10 protein-coding genes are annotated in these 13,015 nt (G+C 44.3%); 3 read left to right on the top strand and 7 right to left on the bottom strand.

Annotated features, from left to right (window positions below; all coding sequences use genetic code 11):
* Positions 1–25 precede the first annotated feature (25 nt).
* Positions 26–421 (top strand): hypothetical protein, encoded by a 396-nt coding sequence (locus U5K35_RS08355; RefSeq protein WP_322571003.1) that lies wholly within the window; start codon positions 26–28, stop codon positions 419–421.
* Positions 422–1,082: 661 nt separating this feature from the next.
* Here U5K35_RS08355 and U5K35_RS08350 read toward each other — a convergent pair.
* Together U5K35_RS08350 and U5K35_RS08345 are read right to left on the bottom strand one after the other, a co-directional pair.
* Positions 1,083–1,799 carry a ribonuclease H-like domain-containing protein gene (locus U5K35_RS08350; RefSeq protein ID WP_322571002.1) on the bottom strand — a complete coding sequence of 239 codons (717 nt, stop codon included), beginning with the start codon at positions 1,797–1,799 and terminating at the stop codon, positions 1,083–1,085.
* A gap of 86 nt (positions 1,800–1,885) precedes the next feature.
* On the bottom strand, positions 1,886–2,875 hold the full coding sequence (locus U5K35_RS08345) for an asparaginase (RefSeq protein ID WP_322571001.1): 990 nt from the start codon (positions 2,873–2,875) through the stop codon (positions 1,886–1,888).
* 357 nt (positions 2,876–3,232) lie between these two features.
* Between U5K35_RS08345 and U5K35_RS08340 the strand changes: the two genes are divergently transcribed.
* Both U5K35_RS08340 and U5K35_RS08335 read left to right on the top strand, forming a co-directional pair.
* Positions 3,233–5,353 carry an elongation factor G gene (locus tag U5K35_RS08340; RefSeq protein WP_322571000.1) on the top strand — a complete coding sequence of 707 codons (2,121 nt, stop codon included), beginning with the start codon at positions 3,233–3,235 and terminating at the stop codon, positions 5,351–5,353.
* Between the two features lie 302 nt (positions 5,354–5,655).
* Positions 5,656–6,561 carry a sirohydrochlorin chelatase gene (locus U5K35_RS08335; protein ID WP_322570999.1) on the top strand — a complete coding sequence of 302 codons (906 nt, stop codon included), beginning with the start codon at positions 5,656–5,658 and terminating at the stop codon, positions 6,559–6,561.
* Positions 6,562–6,637: 76 nt separating this feature from the next.
* Here the strand turns inward: U5K35_RS08335 and U5K35_RS08330 are convergent, their stop codons facing one another.
* The 5 genes from U5K35_RS08330 to U5K35_RS08310 form a co-directional block, all read right to left on the bottom strand.
* Positions 6,638–9,745 (bottom strand): efflux RND transporter permease subunit, encoded by a 3,108-nt coding sequence (locus U5K35_RS08330; protein ID WP_322570998.1) that lies wholly within the window; start codon positions 9,743–9,745, stop codon positions 6,638–6,640.
* Between the two features lie 11 nt (positions 9,746–9,756).
* On the bottom strand, positions 9,757–10,587 hold the full coding sequence (locus tag U5K35_RS08325; RefSeq protein ID WP_322570997.1) for an efflux RND transporter periplasmic adaptor subunit: 831 nt from the start codon (positions 10,585–10,587) through the stop codon (positions 9,757–9,759).
* Positions 10,571–11,086, bottom strand: coding sequence for an efflux RND transporter periplasmic adaptor subunit (locus tag U5K35_RS08320; protein ID WP_322570996.1), 516 nt, complete (start codon positions 11,084–11,086; stop codon positions 10,571–10,573). The genes U5K35_RS08325 and U5K35_RS08320 overlap by 17 nt, the downstream gene beginning before the upstream one ends.
* Before the next feature lie 187 nt (positions 11,087–11,273).
* Positions 11,274–12,446: an ATP-dependent DNA ligase gene (locus tag U5K35_RS08315; protein WP_322570995.1), complete on the bottom strand. Its 1,173-nt coding sequence runs from the start codon at positions 12,444–12,446 to the stop codon at positions 11,274–11,276.
* Positions 12,418–12,993: a hypothetical protein gene (locus U5K35_RS08310; protein ID WP_322570994.1), complete on the bottom strand. Its 576-nt coding sequence runs from the start codon at positions 12,991–12,993 to the stop codon at positions 12,418–12,420. The genes U5K35_RS08315 and U5K35_RS08310 overlap by 29 nt, the downstream gene beginning before the upstream one ends.
* Between the last annotated feature and the right edge of the window lie 22 nt (positions 12,994–13,015).

The following is a 13,015-nucleotide window of genomic DNA, read 5'->3' as shown; positions in this document are numbered from 1 at the left end:
TAAATCACTCCTTAAATTCATTCCCATGAAAATTGAAAAAAAGATGGTTTCTTGGGTAACCTTCACAGATCCTGAACTGGCTCATGTTGGAAAAACCGAGCATCAACTTCTTGAGGATGGAGTAAAGTTTGAGGTGTACAGATTTCCCTATTCAAAGATAGACAGGGCCTTAGCCGAAGGAGAAACAACCGGTTTGATAAAAATTTATGCAAAAAAATTATCCGGAAAGATCATGGGAGCGACAGCTGTTGGAGCACATGCCGGGGAGATCATCTCAGAATATGCCCTTGCCATAAAAAATGGTGTGAGTATGCGGGGTATTGCAGATACCATTCATCCTTATCCGACCTGGGGACTTGGTGCGCGCCGTGCTGCCGATCAATGGTACATTAAAAACCAAAGCGTATGGTCTGTAAGTTGATAGAACCATTTTGGATACGGAAATGCCGATTACAGTGATATAGGATGCGGTATATTACAGTTGCCACGGACGTTATCACGAAAATGATAGAGAGAGCACCTAGTGTGTAATACGGTTTTAGATCAATTATTACTGGTCGTGCTGCATGTGATACATGTTCTCCGTCATTACCGGAGACTATGCTGGTCGTTACCGAGAATTATTCCTACTCATCGGTCTGCCGGCTTAAAGTCCGTCTGACCGTTTGCTGGTTTCAACCACCTAATCCTCAATCCATCGATCAGACGGGTTATCCGTCAGATCGAGTTCGAGGTTGTAGTTCCATCACCCGGCTCTCCTGAACTCAGACGTGGTAATTCGAATTCAAGTGAGCCAAATGATGGTGCGCTGCTGCATGTAATCCATCATTTTGTTTCCCATAAACCAGGGTAGAAAAACATTACTGAAGAGAAACGGGGTGATGGATACGTTTGACCGAGAATATCAGAATTCACTATTCACGGTCTGCCGGCTTAAAGTCCGTCTGACCGTTTGCCGGTTTTAACCACCCAAGCCCCAATTCATCGATCAGACGGGTTATCCGTCAGATCGAGTTCGAGTTCTTAATTCCTGATTTTTGAGTTGATAAAGCTTCTGATACTCCGCCTCGGAGATTGATTACCTATTTGGGCGGACCGCTTTGTATCTCTTCCAGTTTACTCATAGCGCGGTCGCGTAAGTTTTGGAACTGATCTTCGGGAATATGCCCGGCCGTGAACTCAAAGTAGAGCCAAACAATGTAGGTCGCCATCACATCTTCATAGCAATAGTGTTCGATAAGATCGAGCTCACCGCGTTTGTACATGGCGTATACCTCATTTCCCTCTCCGGTCTGTTTGAATGGAATACCGATAAGCTGGCCAAGGTGCTTAAGCTTAGGCCACGAACTAGCCCCGTAATTACTGAATTCATCTACCAGATCAACGTTATGGCGGCTATAGCGGTAACGGATGTCGTAATCGTTCATACGAACCGGCATCTGCAACCCGTGCTTTAAAGCGCGATAAGTGAGAACGGGGATATCAAAACCTTTACCGTTGTGGTGAATGAGGCCGAAATCCTTATAAGTGCCAATAGCATCGAAAATTTTCAGCAGACCCTCTTTTTCATCCTCACCACTCCAGGCTAGCTTTTGTTTAGGGCCTCCGGTGTTTTCGATCCAAAGTCCCACCCAGGAAACCATCCGGTGATACATAGGCGGTAGGAAACCGGACGAGTTACGAGCTAATTCCTCACTCGCCCGTTCAAGTAATTTCTCCTCATCTGAATCAGGGTCGTTCAACACCTGACGAATGAAATCAATATCAGGAATGGTCTCAAGATCAAAAATGAAAAACATCGTATTAGGTTTTAGGTGTTAGATATGAGGTGTTAGTTTTTGTGCAAGAAACTTCTAAAACCTTGCACCTAAAACCTAACACCTATTTAAAGTTCTCCCACTATAGATTTCTGGAACAACGCCTCAATATCGTTTTTGGAGTCGTAATGTGCCAATAAAAACATGAGTTTGGTGAGTGCGGCTTCCAGCGTCATATCATTACCGCTGATGGCACCATGTTCGAGGGCAGCACGGCCGGCTGTATATTGGGTAAGGTCAACGGAGTCAAAATCGGCCTGAGATACAATAGTGACAATCACATCTTTTTCTCTGCATTTATCCAGAAACGGGAGGAGGCTGTACTTACCCTTGATGCAGAAATTACCGCTCCCAAACGCGCGTATGATGACGGCCCTGATCTTGTTCAAGTTCAAATCTTTCAGAAATTCCGGATTTAAATTGGGGTGAGCCGTAAGCACAAAAACCTCATCCGAATAGTGAGCTTTATTCTGAAACTTACCCAAAGCGAATTGTTCAGAAACACGGGTTTCAATTTGGATGCCGATGTCAGCTAACGCAGGAAAATTAGGTGATCCAAAGGCGTCAAAATCCCCAATGCTCATTTTAGTGGCTCTATTACCACGGTATAGGGCATCGTTGAAGCATATCCCAACTTCTTTAAAATCCATAGTTGCCAGCTCAATAGCATTCACTAAATTACGGCGGGCATCACTTCGAATGGTACTCATGGGTAGCTGACTCCCCGTAAATATGATCGGTTTTCCCAGATTTTTGAGTCCAAAGCTAAGTGCTGAGGCGGAATAAGCCATGGTATCTGTTCCGTGCAGGATCACAAATCCGTCATAATTGCTGTATTTATTCTCTATGCAATCAGCCAGTTGAACCCAGTGGGAAGCGTTTAGGTCGGAACTATCCTCAAAGAACAAGGGAAAGGTGGTGATCTCAGCTATGTCACTGAGTTCCGGAATTTCCTCATATAATACCTTTGACCAGGTATCAGGATCCAATTCCACCCCGGCGCCTTTGGCATTCATGGCTATGGTTCCACCAGTTTGTATCAGCAGTATATTTTTCATGTTGATTTATTCAAGCTTCCGATTATTTTATTTCTTCACATACTGTTCAAGAAGTATGGCTACTGTTCATTGAATTTATGGCGCAAGCTTAGTTATTGGTTATTGGGAAATGGTTCTTTGGAATGTTTACCGTTTCCAATCAAAATAAACCAATAACCAACTAAAGCGATCAGAAGTTAAAATCTGTTTTAAAGAAAACACACTTAAATATTTGCTGCAAAGACAATTGGTTCTGACCCGAATCGAGCGGAACCAGATCTAACGGTAATTTTGAAGACTGTTTCTGCTCTTTGCAGGAATTAGTTTTTAAGCTACCTAAGCTGCAATAAAACTGGTGTCAATTAATAAGGAGATCCTATGAAAGTTTACGATCCAACCCGCATCAGAAATGTTGTTCTATTGGGCCATTCCGGCTCCGGGAAAACAACGTTGGCCGAAACGATGCTTTTCGAAGCCGGAGCTATTAACCGTCGTGGTTCAGTAGAAGAAAAGAATACGGTGTCTGACTACCATTCACTGGAAAAAGAAAAGGGAAAATCCATTTACTCTTCGTTTTTGAACCTGGATTGGAGAGGGCACAAGATCAACTTAATTGACACACCCGGCACTTCGGATTACATAGGTGAAGTAGCAGGAGCCGTTCGGATCGCCGATACGGCTATTTTTGTGCTTAACAGTGAACAGGGAGTGGAAACAGCAACCGACTCCCTCTGGAAATATGTGCAGAAATACAGCGTGCCGTCTATGTTTATAGTCAATAAGCTGGATACTGATCAGTCTGATTTCTGGAAAACCGTGGATGAGGCAAGAGAGCATTTTGGAAGAGAGGTTACGGTCGTACAGTTTCCTTATAGTGAGGGACAAGATTTTCATGCCATCATTGATGTACTTCGTATGACTATGTACGAATTTCCCGATGGTGGAGGAAAGCCGGATAAGCTCCCGATTCCTGATTCCATGAAACCCCAGGCTGAAAAACTTCATCAGGAACTGGTAGAGACCATAGCCGAGAACGATGAAACCCTGATGGATATCTATTTTGAGCAGGGTGAACTGGATGAAGAACAGATGGAAAAAGGCCTGCACATTTCGTTGGTAAATGGTCAGATCTTTCCTCTTTTCTGCTCAACGGCTTCCAAAAATATGGGAACCGGTCGGGTGATGGGCTTCCTGGATGATGTAGCCCCAAATCCACTTCAGGGAAATCCCCCTAAAACTGTGGATGGGGATGAATTTAAGCTCGCCCCTGATGGTAAACCTGTCATGTTCCTATTTAAGACGCATTCCGAATCTCATGTAGGAGATCTGATCTATTTTAAAGTGTATGGTGGAAGTATCAGGCCCGGAATGGATATGGTGAACAGCTCAAACAATTCCTCGGTGCGTTTGGGGAGTTTGTTTCTCACAGAAGGACAAAAACGCTTGGAGATCAGTGAGATAAGAACCGGTGATATTGGATCGGTTGTAAAACTTAAAGACGGTGAGGTGAATGATACCCTTCACGAAAAAGGGCATGATGTAAAGCTTCAGCCTATTGAATTTCCACCAACTACCATCAGAACGGCTGTTAAGTTGAAACGAGAAGGTGAGGAAGATAAACTTGGGCATGCCCTGCATCAAATACAGAGGGAAGATCCTTCTGTAAGGATCGAACACAGTCAGGAACTGCGACAGGTTATTATTCACGGACAGGGAGAAGAACACCTGGCAGTGATCGAGGATCAGCTGAGGAACCGGTTCAAACTGGATGTTGAATTCATCACGCCTAAGATCCCATACAGGGAAACCATCACCAAAGGTGTTCGTTCACAGTACAAGCATAAGAAACAATCGGGAGGGGCCGGGCAGTTTGCTGAGGTGCAACTTTTGGTTGAACCTTATGAGGATGGCATGAGTACTCCGGATGACCTGAAAGTTCGTGATGTTCAGGAGCATGACCTGGACTGGGGCGGAAAGCTTATATTTCAGAATTGCATTGTAGGTGGAGTAATAGACAATCGTTTCATGCCCGCCATTCTTAAGGGTGTGATGGAAAAAATGGAAAATGCTCCAATGAGTGGCTGCCGTGCCCGTGATATACGGGTATCAGTCTATGATGGGTCTATGCACTCTGTTGATTCCAATGAGGCTGCCTTTAAAACAGCGGGACTTATGGCCTTTAAGGATGCTTTCATGCGAGCGGCTCCAAAACTGATGGAGCCTGTTTATCAGATAGAGGTGAATGTGCCTTCAGATTATATGGGTGATGTGATGAGTGACTTGAGTTCCCGAAGGGGTCAGATTCAGGGCATGGAAGGTGAAGGATCCATTCAGAAGATCAAGGCCCATGTACCGTTGGAAGAACTTGATCATTACTCCACCAAACTGAAGTCAATGACTCAGGGCAGTGCAACCTATACAAGGGAATTTTCACACTACGCCCCGGTACCGCACGATGTACAGGAACGAATAGTGAAAGAAAACCTTCAGGAAGCCTGATTGCCTTTAACCACGACTCAGTCAGTGAGTCGTGGTTTTTCCGGGCCTAATTTAGGTGACGAACATCTCCCTGTAATTGATCTGAAGATGGTCTTTTTATGAATTGGATTTATAGGTTTAGCACTCGTTAACACTCGTTCCTAACCGCAGGTTCGTAATGCCTGCCGGGATCTAGGGTACCAGTGAGGTTATAGGTTATAAACCACATACAAATTACCAGCCGATCTCACTTCAGAAAATCCCTTCAATTCGTATCTTTTCAGGGTAAAAAATATTCATCAACTCAGTTAAACTATCTACAAATGAGCGCAACGGATCATAAGGAAGCATCAAAAGTTGGAATTTTGATCATGGCACATGGTGGGGGTACCACATGGAACAAAATGGTAAAGCAGGCAGCTAAACCATTGACTGAAACCTATCCGGTTGAATATGCCTGGGGGATGGCCAATTATGTTTCCCTCCAAAAAGCGGTGCGAAGTCTGGAAGCAATTGGCGTAGAACGTATCATAGTCATTCCTTTATTTATATCAAAGCATAGTCCGATTCTGAGGCAGGCTGAATATCTGTTGGGTGTGAGAGATGAATTGGCAGATCAGCCGATGCCCGTGATGCATTACACCGATGAGTTTGCAGAAATGGCAGGAGTGGATTTGGATGAAACACACTTCATGCATAACATGATCTTTCCCCCAAAGCTCAATCAAATTGAAGTACACTCACCGGTACAGTTCACCGATGCTTTGGATGATCACCCTATTGTTGCTGACATACTGAGGAAGCGAATATTATCTCTTAGTGAAACTCCGGAGAAAGAAACCGTAGTTTTGGTTGCTCACGGACCCAATGGTGAGGAAGATAATACCGGTTGGGTTCAAAGCATGGAGTCTCTTGCGGCTCAGGTTCAACAAAAACAAAAAGAGGAAGGGGCTTCAAAATTCAAAAATATTATGGCTCTAACTGTGCGTGATGATGCACCAAAGGACATACATGAACAGGCCAAGCAGCATTTAAGAGCGGTGGTAAGACAAGGTAATATTTCAGGGGATGTAATTGTGATTCCTGTTTTTCTCTCCCCCGGTGGAAGAGAAAAATCAGTGGCTGAACGTTTGGATGGCCTTGATTTCAAATGGAGTGGCGAAACTCTGTTGCCTGATAAAAGCCTGACATCTTTCTTGATCAATTCAGTTGAGCAGGCTCTTAATTGAGCCAATATTTCAGATAAAATAAAACCCACAGGGTTATGACCCTGTGGGTTTCTATTTAAGATAATTTTAGATCGGGTTATTTAACCAATTCTACTTCTTTGGTTGAAGTGAACGGATTCCAGCTGATCGCTTTAGCTTTTTCCATAATGTTATCGGCTGTCACATAAACTACTGGAATAAATACCAGGGTAACCAACGTGGAGGCCGTCAAACCACCAATAACGACTCGTGCCAGTGAAGCTTGAATTTCTGCTCCTGCACCTAATCCAAATGAGAGAGGCAGAAGTCCCAATACGGTTGTCAGTGTAGTCATTAAAATAGGACGAAGTCTGAGTCGCCCCGCTTCGATAACGGCATCAAAAACGGGTAAGCCTTTATCGCGCCTCATCAGGTTGATATAGTCAACCAGTACAATGGCATTGTTCACCACAATACCGACCAGCATGATCATTCCCATCAAGCTTTGAATGTTGATCGTGGTGCCTGTGATCAGCAGGGCAGGGATCACTCCGATCATTGCCAACGGAACTGAAAACATTACGATCAATGGATCGAGAAAACGCTCGAACTGTCCGGCCATCACCATATAGATAAGGATCAAAGCCATGATGATCGACATACTAAAATCAGCGGCCGCTTTTTGCTGTTCTTCATACTCACCTCCGTAAACTATACTGAATCCTTCAGGCAGAGGGAAATCAGCAAGTTCAGCTTGTATAGTTTCTACGGCTTCACCCAGCGCCACTCCCGACTCAAGGTTTGCGGTGATGTTGGTGACGCGTTGTCCGTTGATCCTGTTTATATCTTCAGGTCCACGACCGCTTTCCTTAACAATGACAGATGAAACCGGAACCACTCCACCACCGGGTAGATTTACGGAAATATTATTGATGTCTAAAGTTCCGAGTCGGTCTTCAGGTCTCAGTCGTACCGTGATAGGATATTCATCACCGCCAATACGGTAGGAACCGGCTCGGCTGCCACCAATATTGGTTTGGATGACCTGAGCTACTTCCCTTACAGAGAGACCAAGATTTGCGATCTTTTCGCGATCGAATAAAATTCTTTCTTCAGGAGTTCCTTCTGATTGTCCTGATCGTACCTCGACAATGCCCGGGAGTTTTTCAACCCGAAGCTTGATATCCTGAGCCAGATCATAGGCTTTTTCAAGATCATAACCACGCAGTTCAAACTGCAGGTCTTCGGCACCGCCACCTCCAAATATGCGTCGCATGATCCAAAGTCCAGATTGTGCACTCACTCTGATATCGGCGCCCGGAATTTGTCCTTCCAGGTTTCCACGAATTTCTTCAGCCAGTTCAGAGGTACTTTGGGATCGCTCAGACTGAGGCACCATGGCAATTTCAACCTCGGCTCGGCCATCACGAACCTCAGTGGTAAAGTATTCCACATCATCCATTGGTAAAGTTGCCCTTACGATATTTTCCAACTCTTTCAGATATAAATTCTGAACGGCGATATTAGTACCGTCAGCCATTTGGAGATCTATATCGATCTCATCGGCATCAGTTTGAGGCGCCAATTCTACAGGAATAGTTGGTATGGCCAGGAAACTTCCAATAACAAGTATACCGGTAATTCCGAAAATAGCAGGTTTATGTCTGAGTGCTTTTTCAAGGCCAAGTGAGTACTTGCCTTCCATGCGGGTAAAGAATATTTGAAATCGTCCTTTTTTGTTATTTCCTCCTTTTTTAACGGTTAGGAAACGGCTTGAAAGCATTGGTACAAGCGTGAGGGCTACAAGCAGGGAACAGGCAAGGGCAAATACAACCACGAGTGCCAGTTCCTGAAATAGCAGTCCTGATACGGTCTGCATAAACACTACCGGTAAAAAGATCACGCAGGTGGTAAGAGTAGAGGCAACAATAGCACCGGCTACTTGTTTGGTTCCGATCAGCGCACTTGGTTTGAGGTCTTCACCTTCTTCTTCCCGAAGCCTGATAATATTTTCAAGTACTACGATAGCATTATCAACAATAAGACCTACACCAAGAGCTAACCCCCCAAAACTCATTTGATTCAGCGTCAGGTCACTGAAATAAAGCAGGGCGAATGTTGCAATGATAGAAATCGGAATAGAAACTGCAATAATGAAGGTTGAGGATCCATTTCTGAAGAAAATGTAGAGAATAAAAACAGCGAGCAGGGCTCCCCAAAGAGCAGAGTTCTGTACGTTATCGATGGAACTTTGAATAAATTCACTTTGGTCTGTGGTTACGAATAATTCAAGATCATTACGTTCCTGATTTATGTGCTTCACTTCCTGCCTGATATTTTCGGCTACAGCTACTGTGTTGGCACCGGTCTGTTTACGAATTCCGAAACGAGCCATCGGCTGCTCATCAATATAGACCACACGGTTCAAATCCTGATATCCAAAAGTAACCTCAGCAACATCCTTAACTCTAATGGGCTTTTGATCGACAGTGGTAATAACCGTATTGGCGATCTGTTCGATAGATTCATATTCGCCAAGGGTTCTCACATAAAGCTGCTTCACACCGGAGTTTACGTTACCGCCTGGTAGATTAGCATTTTCACCGGCAATCGCTTGTTGTACGTCAGCAGTCGACAGTCCACTTGCGATCAGACGATCCCGTCGTATATTGACTTTAACTTCTCTTTCAATACCGCCCCAGATATCGATTGAGCCAACACCGTTGATCTGCTCAAATCGTTGTAAAATTTCGCGATCTAATACGGTTGTGAGTTTTGCCAGATTCATGTCAGAATTTGCACCGATGATCACGATCGGAAAGTTATTGGGATCGAATTTCCAGATCCTTGGTGGGTCTGCCTCGGGTGGGAGGTCATCACGAACGCGGTCTAGTGCTGCCCGGACATCGTTTGAAGCAACGTCAACATCCACACTTTGGGCAAATTCTAGGGTTACACGGCTGCTTCCCTGACTTGAGCTGGAACGAACGCGCTCCACACCGGGTACACCGGCAAGGGCATTTTCAACGGGTTCTGTGATGATCTGCTCCATTTCTGCAGGACCAACATTGGCATAGTTGGTTGAAACAGTGAGCTGTGGATACTCTATAGGTGGTAGCAGATCAACCGGTAAGAATCGAAATCCAATAACACCAAGGGTGATGATGATCAGAAAGAGCATCGAAGTGGCAATAGGTCGCTTGATCGAAGTTTCTGTAATTGGCATGATGCTTCAGATTAAAGATTCATATTGTTGGAAGAACGGTCGCGTTCCTGCATGATCTGTTCCAGGAGGTCTTCACGCTGTAGATTTTGTAATTCGTAAATACGATCCCAGCTCATACTTCTTACGCGAGCTCTTTCTCTTCCTTCCGCAAGCAGATCCTGACCAATGGTTACGACCCACTGTCCGCTTTCAACACCGGAAACGCCTAGCTCCATTCTACCCTGAGCAATAACGTTGATGGGGACAAACTCAACCGGGGTTGGAGTCGACATGGCAGCCGGTCCGTTTGAACCATTTGCTGAACTGTCACTGACCGGTTCAATTTCTGAACCAAGTGAACTGGCTAAAAATACACCGCTTTCACCGGTTTGAGTATTTGTATAAAGAGCACTTACCGGAATAAGTGTAGCCTGTTCACTTTCACCGAAGAGGATATCAACAGGAACAAACATACCCGGTCTCAGAAGGCCATCCTGGTTATTAACATCGATCTCTGCCTCGGTACTTCTGGTTACTTCATTCAGGAAAGGGGATATGCGTGAGATCTTGGCCTCCAGGGCGATTTGTTTACCTTCGTTGTTATTAACGAAAACCCTTGCAGTTTGACCGACATTGATCTGATTAAGCATTTCTTCGGTCAGAACGATCTCAATTTTTAGTTTTGTAAGGTCACCGATCAGAAACAGCTGAGTATTTGTATTTGCCTGCATACCGATCTCAGCATTACGCTGCCCAACAGTTCCTGAAATAGGTGCTTTAATAATAGCTTTACTAAGTTCTTCTCTGCGCTGCTCAACTAACGATGCCGACTGATCTCTTTGGGCTTCAGCCAAGTTCAACATCAGCCTCAGCTGATAGCAATTGCCCCTCGATCTGATCAACTTCAGCCTCACTGGTCAGATCTTTTTCTTCAAGTTGTTTAACTCTGCGATATTCACTTTGGATCTCATTAAACTGAGCCTGAGCTTGTTTTAGCTGAGCATTACTGATCTTAAAATTAGCTTCAGCTTGTTGCAATTGTTTTTCGAGGATGCCGGTGTTCAGTTTTACTATTGGATCGCCTCGCTTCACAAAGTCACCGTTCTGGACATATACTTCCTGTACCACGCTGGATATCTCGGGGTAGAGGGCAACTTGATTCTCTGATCTTACATTTCCGCTGAATCGCTCGACCAGTGGCAGCGAACCATATCGAGCCTGAACAGCTTCAACAGATGGGATCACACCCGATTGATTTTGTTGTTGATTTGAGTACTCACCACCGTCTCCTGAGCAAGCAGTAATACCGATCAGAAATACGGCCGTTATTATGTATTTCGTCAAATTCTTTAGTTCTTTCATTTGCATGTATTATGTAGTTTAACCCTTTAACCCGATTTATTTTAAATGCTCTCCCTTTAGATTGTTAAATGCTATTAAAAGGCATTTAGGATGGTATTCAGGCCCGATACTGATTAATTTAACTTCTTAAAATTGGTGCGCATTCCCCTTCGTATGTAAAAATATGAATATTGGTAAACTTGAAGGATTATTTAAACTCGAAGGAAGGATTGCTGCTTTGCTTGAGGCGTTCCTGATTCAACTTCTCCTCATACAATCGTTCAACATCTTTAAGGGTATCTACATCATCCGGTGAAAGATCCCAACGGATGGCTTTAAATCTGGGAAAACGCAGAGTGTAATTGGCCTTTGTTCTTTTATTGACCTGAATGTCATCAAACTCCAGTTCTACTACAATATCCGGATAAAGTCCCAGGGTTGGGCCATATTTTTCGGCCGTGATCTTTTTGATCCTGCTATTCAGTTTTTTTAATTCCTCATCGGTATATCCGCCGTAAGCCTTCCCGATAGGAATGAATTCCTCTTCATATCTCTCGTCATCTCTCACAGAAACCCCCAAAGTGAAATCCGAGTACGTGCCACCGCGTTTACCACTTCCGGCATGAGCATACATCATGATGGTATCAATAGAGCCGCCGGGTTTCTTAACTTTTAACCAAGACTTCCTTCTCTGACCATATTCGTAGGTGGAATGCTTGTGTTTCAGCATTAAACCCTCATTCCCGTGGGCTAGGGCCTGGTCGAAGAGTATTTCGATCTCATCTTCATGGTTGATGAGATGTTGTGTGGTTAACGGAAAATTATGTTCTTCGGATAGTTTTGATAGCAGATCCCGGCGTTCCAAAAGGGTCTGTTCAAACACAGGATCACCATCAAAAAACAACACATCGTAAGAGATCAATATGGTTGGATGCTCTTCAAGGATCTTTTTGGATGGTTTTTTAAGCCCCATTCGTTTTTGAAGGTGCTGAAAGGGCATGATGGTATTGTCCGTGAATACGCAGATTTCTCCGTCCAACACAATACCCGGCATTTCACGATCTGCAAAGAAAGTGACGATCTCAGGAAAAGAGTGAGTGATCTCATTCATATCTCTGGAAAAAATACGGACCTCATCACCTTTGACATGGATCTGGCAGCGCATCCCATCAAATTTCTCTTCAGCCAGATAATCCGTGAAATTCTCAACGGATCGGCTTTCGATCGGGGAGGCAAGCATAAAGGCAATGGGTTGAAAGAGTTTGAATCGGGCGTCTTCAAGCTGATCATTTCGTGCAAGTATGGCCGTTTTCCCAATGCTTCCGGTGATCATATGAACGTAGCGAACATCTTCAACCTTTCTTCTTAAAAGCCTTCGCAATAGATGAAACAATACTCTTTGTCTCAAATCCTATCCTAAGAGATCCTCTCCCCATAATGCGCAGAAAGTACTTTATTTCAAGGGGCGTCATTTTTGCCCATGAATTGGACAGTATCTCCTGTTTATCTGCTCTTGAAGAAACTGCCTGAAGGCGTTCGTAAATAGCTTCCACTTCCTTTAGAGTCAGGTATTGCGGCGACCATTTTTCACGTGCTTCCGGAATATTGGTGAATAGTTTCTCTATTGTTTCGGAGGAACTGCCCAATGCCGTTTTACTGGGTTTGAATACCTTGTCGTAATCGATCTCGCACAGGTCAGCTGCCAGGGTTGAATACGTTCGGCTTCCAACAGAGGCCCGTTTCCCTGAAATGTCTGAAAAGGCCCCTTCTCCAAGGAATTGTGCTGCCAGTTCTAGATCTTTCTCATCCTCAAGTGACTCAAAATAATCTGCACAAATTTTGATCTTTGCATTACTGCCACGCGTTTCGTTTATAGACTGCGCAACCTTTGATAGGTTGAGGAAGGTATGTGGTGCTTGAATTGTCACGGGCTAATTCAAAATTTAAAAT

Origin of the sequence: Rhodohalobacter sp., from assembly GCF_034521535.1 — a bacterium.
In the GTDB taxonomy this organism is placed as follows: Bacteria; Bacteroidota; Rhodothermia; order Balneolales; family Balneolaceae; genus Rhodohalobacter.
The sequence above is the reverse complement of the archived record's forward strand: the minus strand, read 5'-3'. Positions and strand labels throughout refer to the sequence as shown.

Coding starts and splice junctions, on each gene's coding strand:
- U5K35_RS08355 (WP_322571003.1), top strand. CDS start 26: ATGAAAATTGAAAAAAAGATGGTTTCTTGGGTAACCTTCACAGATCCT.
- U5K35_RS08350 (WP_322571002.1), bottom strand. CDS start 1,799: ATGTTTTTCATTTTTGATCTTGAGACCATTCCTGATATTGATTTCATT.
- U5K35_RS08345 (WP_322571001.1), bottom strand. CDS start 2,875: ATGAAAAATATACTGCTGATACAAACTGGTGGAACCATAGCCATGAAT.
- U5K35_RS08340 (WP_322571000.1), top strand. CDS start 3,233: ATGAAAGTTTACGATCCAACCCGCATCAGAAATGTTGTTCTATTGGGC.
- U5K35_RS08335 (WP_322570999.1), top strand. CDS start 5,656: ATGAGCGCAACGGATCATAAGGAAGCATCAAAAGTTGGAATTTTGATC.
- U5K35_RS08330 (WP_322570998.1), bottom strand. CDS start 9,745: ATGCCAATTACAGAAACTTCGATCAAGCGACCTATTGCCACTTCGATG.
- U5K35_RS08325 (WP_322570997.1), bottom strand. CDS start 10,587: ATGTTGAACTTGGCTGAAGCCCAAAGAGATCAGTCGGCATCGTTAGTT.
- U5K35_RS08320 (WP_322570996.1), bottom strand. CDS start 11,086: ATGAAAGAACTAAAGAATTTGACGAAATACATAATAACGGCCGTATTT.